A 7,256-nucleotide genomic window follows, 5' to 3' on the forward strand; every position below is an offset into this window, starting at 1 on the left:
GGTAGGGGAATGAGTAGCTGTACGGATGGCCGGGCGCGGCGCAGCCGGAAGAGTGGAGCTCGCGGAAGGGGCGCGGCCCGGACCCGCCGACACGGGGCGGCGGAATCGGGTGCGCGGGCGTCTACCGCAACGGGGGTTGGCCCGCGGATCACCGAGCACAGCGGTGGGCCGCGGCGCCGCCCACCCGTCCCTGGAGCAGCTGCGACAGCGCCTCGTGCACCTCGTCGAGGCTCCGCTCGGGTTGGAACGCCTGCCAGTCGAGCGCGGCGACCAGCACCATCCCGAAGAGCGCGGACGCGGTCAGCGGCACGTCGATGTCGCTGCTCACCTCACCGCGTTCCACCGCTTCCCCGAGCACCTTCTCGACCACGGCCACTGCTTCCTGTCGGACCGTCATGAGCGTGTCCTGCCAGGTGCGGTTGGTCCGCCACAGCTCCGCGACGTAGAGCTGGGTGAAGGACGGGTAGCGGAGGATGAAGGCGAGACCCGAGCGGATCATCGCGTTCAGCGCGTTGACCCGGCTGCCGCCGCGCGCCGTCGTCTCGTCCGCGGCCCGCCGCAGCGACACCGTCAGCAGCCCGACGCCGTGTCGCAGCAACTCCTCGAACAGGACGTTCTTGCTGGCGAAGTTGTAGTAGACGGTCCCCTTGGCGACACCGGCGCGCTCGGCGATCTCGTCGACCGTGGTGGCGGAGAAGCCCTGTTCGGCGATGAGGGTGACGGCGGCCTCGAACAACTTCTGCCGGGTGGCCTGGCGTCGTGCGGTGGTCATGGTCCTGATTCTGCCCGCACCGTGACGGCCGTGTTTCCATTTTGTCATGGTCGCGCGGATGCGGATACGCGCGGAGTGACCGGGGTCCACGCAGGTCAGCGCCGATTGTCAGTGGTGGCGCGGATGATGGGAAGCCGATGAGGAAGCAACGGAGACAGGAGGCTCGTCATGGTTGTACCCGCAATGCCGTCCATGCCGCCGACACCGTCCGTGCCCGCGCCGTCCGCGAGGCCCGGGGGCTTCGGCGTCCCCGCCGGTCCAGGCGCGCCTGCCGACATCCACCCCGTGCTGCGCCGCGCCGCCGCGTCCCCCGCCGCACTCGACCTGCTCACCCAGGCCCGTACGGGACTTCGGGAAGCGGCCCTCCTCGAAGCCCCGCACGAGCGGTTCGCGACCGCGCACCTGGCCGCGCTGCGCACCGCCGCCGCCGTGCTCGCGGTGCACGGCCGCCCCGAGCAGAGCCCCCGCAAGCGCGGCCGCATCCGCAGCGTGTGGGAGGTGCTGCCCGAGATCGCGCCCGAACTGGCCGAGTGGAGCGCCCTGTTCGCGGCCGGCGCCGAGCGCAGGGCACGCGCCGACGCGGGGATAGCCGGCGCGGCCGGCCCACGCGAGGCCGACGACCTGCTGCGCGCCGCCGACATGTTCCTGCGCCTGGTGGAACGCATGCTTCTGCTCCGGCCCGCGCCCGGCGGCACGCTCTAGAGTTGGGGTGGGACGGCCCACGCCGTCCGCCACAGCAATCAGTGCCACCGCGAGGAGAGCCGCCCGCCATGTCCCGTGCAGGGTCCCGTCCAGGAGGGGTGGACCCGATCCGACCCCGTGCCAGCCTTCGTACCGCCGTGGTGTGGGAGGTTCTCCGGGGCGCCCTGGAACGGCGCGCCAAGACCGCGGACCGGCCGGCGCTCGACGTCCTCGACACCGGCGGCGGCACCGGCAACTTCGCGGTGCCCGTCGCCCGGCTCGGCCACCGCGTCACCGTCGTCGACCCGAGCCCGGACGCGCTGTTCGCCCTGGAGCGCCGGGCCGCCGAGGCCGGCGTCACCGACCGGGTCACCGGCGTCCAGGGCGATGCCCACGGCCTGCTCGGCGTGATCCCGCCCGGCGGATACGACATGGTGCTCTGCCACGGCGTGTTGGAGTACGTCGACGACCCCGCCGAAGGCGTGCGGAACGTGGTGGCGGCCCTCCGCCCGGCCGGTTCGCTCAGCCTGCTCGCCGCCGGCCGTGGCGGCGCCGTACTGGCCCGTGCGCTCGCCGGGCACTTCGGGGAGGCCCAGCAGGCGCTTCTTGACCCGGACGGTCGATATGGCGCGGCGGACTCCCTGCCGCGCCGCTTCACCGCCGACGACCTGACCCGCCTGGTCACCGACGCGGGCCTGCGCACAGCTTCCGTGCACGGTGTACGGGTCTTCGCCGACCTCGTGCCGGGGGTGCTGGTCGACACCGAGCCCGGCGCACTGGAAGCGCTGCTGCGACTGGAGCTGGCGGCGGCCGAGGAGCCCGGGTTCCACTCCGTCGCGACCCAGCTCCATGTCCTCGCCGAGCGCGACTGACCCACCCCGGAGGGGTACCCCCGGGCGAAGCCCCGCCGCGGCCCCGGCCCGACCGGGCCGCGGAGTCGGTCACCGGCCCGCCCACGGCATCATTCCTCACCGTATGCTGGCATGACGTGACGCTCGGCGGGGAAGAAGTGCCCCGTCGGGTTGGCGCAGTGGGGTGGGTTTCACGGAGGGAAATCCCGCCTATCCTGACCGGGTCGGACCGGTCGCGGCCCCGCGCGACCGATGAGTAGGAGGTCTCCGTGCCGCTCTCGGAGCACGAGCAGCGCATGCTCGAGCAGATGGAGCGAGCGCTGTACGCCGAAGATCCCAAGTTCGCGTCGGCGCTTGAGGGAAACGGAGTGCGCGCGTTCACCCGTCGCCGGGTCTACCTGGCCGTGCTCGGTTTCCTGTGTGGGATCGGGCTGCTCATGGGCGGCATGATCGCGCAACAGTCCTGGATCGGTGTCGTCGGCTTCCTGGTGATGCTGACGTGCGCCGTGCTCGCGGTCACCGGCTGGCGCCGCGCCAACCGGCCCCCCGAGGCCGGGCCGCCCGGTCCTCCCAGGCCCCCCGCGGTCCCCGGGCACATCGGTCGCCGTTTCGGGGCCCGCCGTCGCCAGCCGCGCCGCGGCAAGGTGATGGACCGCATCGAGGAGCGGTGGCAGCGCCGCCGCGACCAGCAGCAGGGCCAGTAGCCGGCAACTTCGCGTTCCGCGGGCCCGGCTCGACGGAGCCCGCTCGCACCACGCAGGACGTACGCAAGACGTAAGAAGGGCGCGCCCCCTGGTGGGGGCGGCGCCCTTTCCCACGTCTTCGGTGGGCCGATGCCCTCCCGGCCCGGGCGTCCTCCCCGGCCAGGAGGGCATCCTCTCAGCTCACGAGGGCGTTCCCCCCGGCCAGGAAGGCATCCTCTCAGGCCACGAGGGCGTCCTCCCCGGTCACCCGGGCAGGACGCCCTCACGCCCGTGCGCCCCTACGACGCCTCCCGGGCCGCCCTCCTCCGCAGCGGTGCCGTGAGGCGCTGCCCGGTGGCCCGGGTGCGCGCGGCGAGCGCCGTCCAGCGGGCGGACAGCGCCCATCCGATCCGGGCCGCGGAACGCGGCAGCAGAGCCGCCCGCAGTCGCCCGCGGCGATTCGTACCGGCCTTGAGTCCGCGGTGGACCCGCTGGACGTCCTCCGCGAGCCCGGGGATCGGCCGGGGCTGCGCGGCGTAGAGGGCCTGCTCCACCGCCGTGGCGAGCTTGGTGGCGGACTCGGCTGCCTCACCTTCCAACTGGCCGTCCCGCACCAGCCGGGCCATCGCCCGCCGTGGTGTCTCCGAGTCGTCCGGCTGGATGCCGTAGTCCCACCCGGTGTCGACGACCTCCCGCCACGCGGACAGCGCGAGCCCCTCGACCCGGTCCCCGCCGCCGAGCCTGCGTCTGCGTACGCGTGAGCGCCACAGCACCGGGGCGGTGAGCAGGAGCAGCACGATCAGCGCGGCCAGCACGACCAGCGCCGCCCGGCCGCCGCCGAAGCCGCCGCCGGAGCCGCCGCTCGGGGGCAGCGCGGCCTGCGAGCAGCCGCTGCCGTCCGCCGCGTCGCCCTGGTCGCAGCTCTGCGCCGGGGCGGGTGTGTCGGTCGTGTTGGGCGCCGCGGTGTGCGGCGAGATGTCCTGCTCGTTGGAGTTGCCGGTGGGGGAGGGGGCCACGGTGTAGTCGGGCGCGCTGCCGCGGTACGGCGTCGGCTCGAACCGGGTCCAGCCGATCCCCTCGAAGTACAGCTCGGGCCAGGCGTGCGCGTCCTTCAGGCCCACCGACATCGCCCCGTTGCCGTTGGACTCGGGCGAGCCGGGCGTGAAGCCGATCGCGACCCGGGCCGGGATGTGCAGGGTGCGGGCCATCGCCGCCATGGTGAAGGCGAAGTGGACGCAGAAGCCCTCCTTCGTCTGCAGGAACCGGGCGATCGCGTCGACCCCGGTACCCGCCTTGGCCTGCGTGTTGTACACGAACTGGCCGGAGGTGAAGTAGTTCTGGAGGTCGACCGCCTTCTGGTAGTCGTTGGTGGCGCCCTTGGTCTCGCGCAGCGCGGTCTGCTTGACGATCGCCGGCAGCGAACCGGGCACTTCTTCGTACTGCTCCGCGATCCGGCCGGTGACCTCGGGGGCCTGGGCGAGCTGTTCGGCGGTCGGCTCGACCTGCATGCTGGCGACGGTGTAGTGCTGGCCGGCCGCGGTCTGGCCGTGCTCGCCGACGATCATCCGGCCCTCGGGCTGGTACTTCCAGTCGCCCGTGGTCTGCAGGCTCGTCGCGGGGAACGGCACCGGCAGCATGCCCTGCACGTAGCTGCCGTCGACCCGCACCTGGGTGGTGGCGGTCGTGTACTTCACGTCCGCGGCCATGCCCTGCGGGCGCGGCAGCGCGTTCGGGAGGGCCTCGGTCGGCAGGTTCGACGGCACCCACTCCTTGCCGTCGAACTTGTCCAGCGCCGCGATCCGCAGGTACATGCCCGAGGCGGGCTTGGCGTCGCTGGTGTAGGTGAGCACCTCGCTGTTGCTCGGCTGGTTGAGGTTGTCCTGGAGGGCGGCGATCAGGTTGACCGAGCCACCGCTGTGGCCGCCGATCCCGCTGCCGCCGCCGTGGCCGGAGGCGTCCAGCAGGCCGCTGCCGAGCGAGGGCAGCGCGGCGGGCGCGATCAGCGCGATGCCCAGCGCCATCACGCCGATCCGGCGGGCGCCGCGCACCGGTGTGGTCCTGGCCCGGCCGACCTGGCCGCCGCCCCAGGCGTTGCTCGGCGGCGCGCTGCCGAACACCCGGCCCCAGCGGGACATCCGGTCCCGGCCCTCGGCGAGCAGCAGCAGGAGGTAGCCGGCCGCGGCCAGCAGGAAGTACAGCCAGGCGGCGCTGCCGCTGTCCAGGCCGGCGGCGACGGAGTACAGCGCGAGCAGCGGCAGCCCGGCCGGGGCCGCGCTGTTGTAGGTGACCGCCATCGCGTCGACCGTGAGCGCGACGATCGTCACGCCGCCGATCAGCAGGATTCTGATGCCGGGGGTGACCGGCGCGGGGATCGAGTAGTTCGAGACGTCGGTGATGCCCCGCTGGACCACCTGACCGAGCTGCTGGAGGGCCTGCGGGCCCGGCAGGACACCGCCGAGGGCCTGCTGCGAGGCGAACATCACCGTCAGCACCACCAGCGACAGCACGGCCTGGACCAGCACCGTCAGCGGTCTGGCCAGCGGCACCCGCCGGCACGCCGCGCCCACCGCGGACTGCAAGAGGACCAGCAGCACCGCCTTGCCGAACCAGCCGCTGTCGTCGGTCAGCGGCAGCAACGCGGCGGCGGCCAGCAAGGAGGCCACCACCGCGCACACCGTGAGCCGTGCGCGTCCGCTCATCCCGCCGCCCCCGCCCCGCGCCGCGCCTGTTGCGCCTGCGCCGCTTGCGTCTCCTCGCGTGACCGGTAACGGTCCGCCTGCTGCCACAGTTCCGGCAGGGCGGCGCCCGGCTGCACCTCCACCACGTTCCAGCCCGCCTCGCGCAGCATCCGCACCGCGCGTTCGGTGCTGTCGGGTTCCCGGCCGTCGGCCCCGGGCTGCACCGCGGACAGTTCGGGGCCGGGCCGGGCCCCCAGCTCGCGGGCCAGCCAGTCGTCGCTGTCCAGGACGAACGCCACCGCGCCGCCGGCCCGCTGCCGCATCCGCGCGATCGTGGCCGCCTGCTCCTGGTAGAGGTCGCCGAAGAAACCCACCAGCAGGCCCTCGCTGCTGGACCGCAGCACGTCGTACGCCGCCGCCAGCGTGGCGCCGTCGGAGTGGTCGACCACCGCGAGGGTGTCCAGCAGCAGTCCGGCCATGTCGCTGGAGTCGCCGCCGTAGCCGGACGTGCCCTCCGGTCCCGGCACGCTGCTGCCGGTGTCGGTGAGCAGCCGTACCGCGAAGCCCCGCTCCAGCATGTGCGTGGCCACCGACGCGGCGCCGGAGACCGCCCACTCGAAGGCGGAGTCGGGGCCGGCGCCGAAGTAGGCGTCCCTGCGGGTGTCGAGCAGCACGGTGCAGCGCGCCCGGTTCGGCTGCTCCTCGCGGCGCACCATCAACTCGCCGTACTTCGCGGTCGACCGCCAGTGCACCCGGCGCAGGTCGTCGCCGTGCCGGTAGCCGCGCGGGATCACGTCGTCGTCGCCGGCCAGCGACAGCGCCCGGGTGCGGCTCTCGCCGTATCCGGAGGACTCGCCGGCCAGCCGTACCGGCGGCAGCGGCTCGACCTTGGGCACCACGGTGAGGGTGTCGAAGGCGCTGAACGAGCGGGTCAGTTCGACCATGCCGAACGGATCGGTCAGCCGTAGTTGCAGCGGGCCCAGCGGGTAGCGGCCGCGCAGGTCGGAGCGGACCCGGTAGGACACCTCGCGGTGACCGCCGGGCTCCACCCGGTCCAGCACGAACCGGGGCCGCGGCCCGAGGACGTACGGCACCCGGTCCTGGAGCATCAGCAGCCCGGTGGGCATCCGCGAGACGTTGTCCACCCGCAGGTGCACCCGCGCCTCGGACATCGCCGGCACCCGGGAGGGCGCCAGCCGCCGGCTGCCCGCCACCCGGTAGCGGGTGCGGTAGAGCACGGCCACGCACACCAGCGGCAGCGCGGCGAGCAGCAGCCCGACCCTCAACAGGTCGGACTGGCCCAGGACGTACGAGCAGGCGGCCGCGGCCACTCCGGCGGCGACGAACGACCGGCCGCGGGTGGTCAGTCCACCCAGCGCCCGGCGGAAGCCGCCGGTCGGCCGCTCGTCGGAGGACGCGGGCCCGACCGGCGGGACGCCCGAGGGCCGGGGAGCCGCGTAGGACCCCGCCGCCTGGTGCCCGGTGCCGTGCGGTTCCGGAGACCGGTGCCTGGCGCCGTATGGTGCGTCGCCATAGGGACCGTCGCCGTACGGCCCGGTGCCGTACGGGCCGTCGCCGTACGGGCCTGCGG

Annotated in this window: 6 protein-coding genes; 3 read left to right on the forward strand and 3 right to left on the reverse strand. The window is 74.0% G+C overall.

Annotated features, from left to right (window positions below):
• Positions 1 to 148: 148 nt before the first annotated feature.
• Positions 149 to 772: a TetR/AcrR family transcriptional regulator gene (locus AC13HU_RS27385; RefSeq protein ID WP_483044625.1), complete on the reverse strand. Its 624-nt coding sequence runs from the start codon at positions 770 to 772 to the stop codon at positions 149 to 151.
• 168 nt (positions 773 to 940) lie between these two features.
• On the opposite strand from AC13HU_RS27385, the gene AC13HU_RS27390 reads away from it, so the two are divergent.
• The 3 genes from AC13HU_RS27390 to AC13HU_RS27400 all read left to right on the forward strand — a co-directional run bounded on the left by AC13HU_RS27390 (position 941) and on the right by AC13HU_RS27400 (position 3,008).
• On the forward strand, positions 941 to 1,474 hold the full coding sequence (locus tag AC13HU_RS27390; RefSeq protein WP_483044626.1) for an SAV_6107 family HEPN domain-containing protein: 534 nt from the start codon (positions 941 to 943) through the stop codon (positions 1,472 to 1,474).
• A gap of 68 nt (positions 1,475 to 1,542) precedes the next feature.
• Positions 1,543 to 2,325 carry a methyltransferase gene (locus AC13HU_RS27395; RefSeq protein ID WP_483044627.1) on the forward strand — a complete coding sequence of 261 codons (783 nt, stop codon included), beginning with the start codon at positions 1,543 to 1,545 and terminating at the stop codon, positions 2,323 to 2,325.
• A gap of 248 nt (positions 2,326 to 2,573) precedes the next feature.
• Positions 2,574 to 3,008 carry a DUF3040 domain-containing protein gene (locus AC13HU_RS27400; RefSeq protein WP_483044628.1) on the forward strand — a complete coding sequence of 145 codons (435 nt, stop codon included), beginning with the start codon at positions 2,574 to 2,576 and terminating at the stop codon, positions 3,006 to 3,008.
• A 278-nt stretch (positions 3,009 to 3,286) separates the two neighbouring features.
• On the opposite strand, the gene AC13HU_RS27405 is transcribed toward AC13HU_RS27400, so the two are convergent.
• Both AC13HU_RS27405 and AC13HU_RS27410 read right to left on the reverse strand, forming a co-directional pair.
• Entirely contained in the window at positions 3,287 to 5,686 is a 2,400-nt protein-coding gene (locus AC13HU_RS27405; RefSeq protein WP_483044629.1) for a transglutaminase TgpA family protein, read from the reverse strand.
• Positions 5,683 to 7,041 carry a DUF58 domain-containing protein gene (locus AC13HU_RS27410; protein WP_483044630.1) on the reverse strand — a complete coding sequence of 453 codons (1,359 nt, stop codon included), beginning with the start codon at positions 7,039 to 7,041 and terminating at the stop codon, positions 5,683 to 5,685. Before AC13HU_RS27410 ends, AC13HU_RS27405 begins: the two co-directional genes overlap by 4 nt.
• Between the last annotated feature and the right edge of the window lie 215 nt (positions 7,042 to 7,256).

It is taken from the genome of Streptomyces sp. NH27 (genome assembly GCF_056859195.1).

Coding starts and splice junctions, on each gene's coding strand:
- AC13HU_RS27385 (WP_483044625.1), bottom strand. CDS start 772: ATGACCACCGCACGACGCCAGGCCACCCGGCAGAAGTTGTTCGAGGCC.
- AC13HU_RS27390 (WP_483044626.1), top strand. CDS start 941: ATGGTTGTACCCGCAATGCCGTCCATGCCGCCGACACCGTCCGTGCCC.
- AC13HU_RS27395 (WP_483044627.1), top strand. CDS start 1,543: ATGTCCCGTGCAGGGTCCCGTCCAGGAGGGGTGGACCCGATCCGACCC.
- AC13HU_RS27405 (WP_483044629.1), bottom strand. CDS start 5,686: ATGAGCGGACGCGCACGGCTCACGGTGTGCGCGGTGGTGGCCTCCTTG.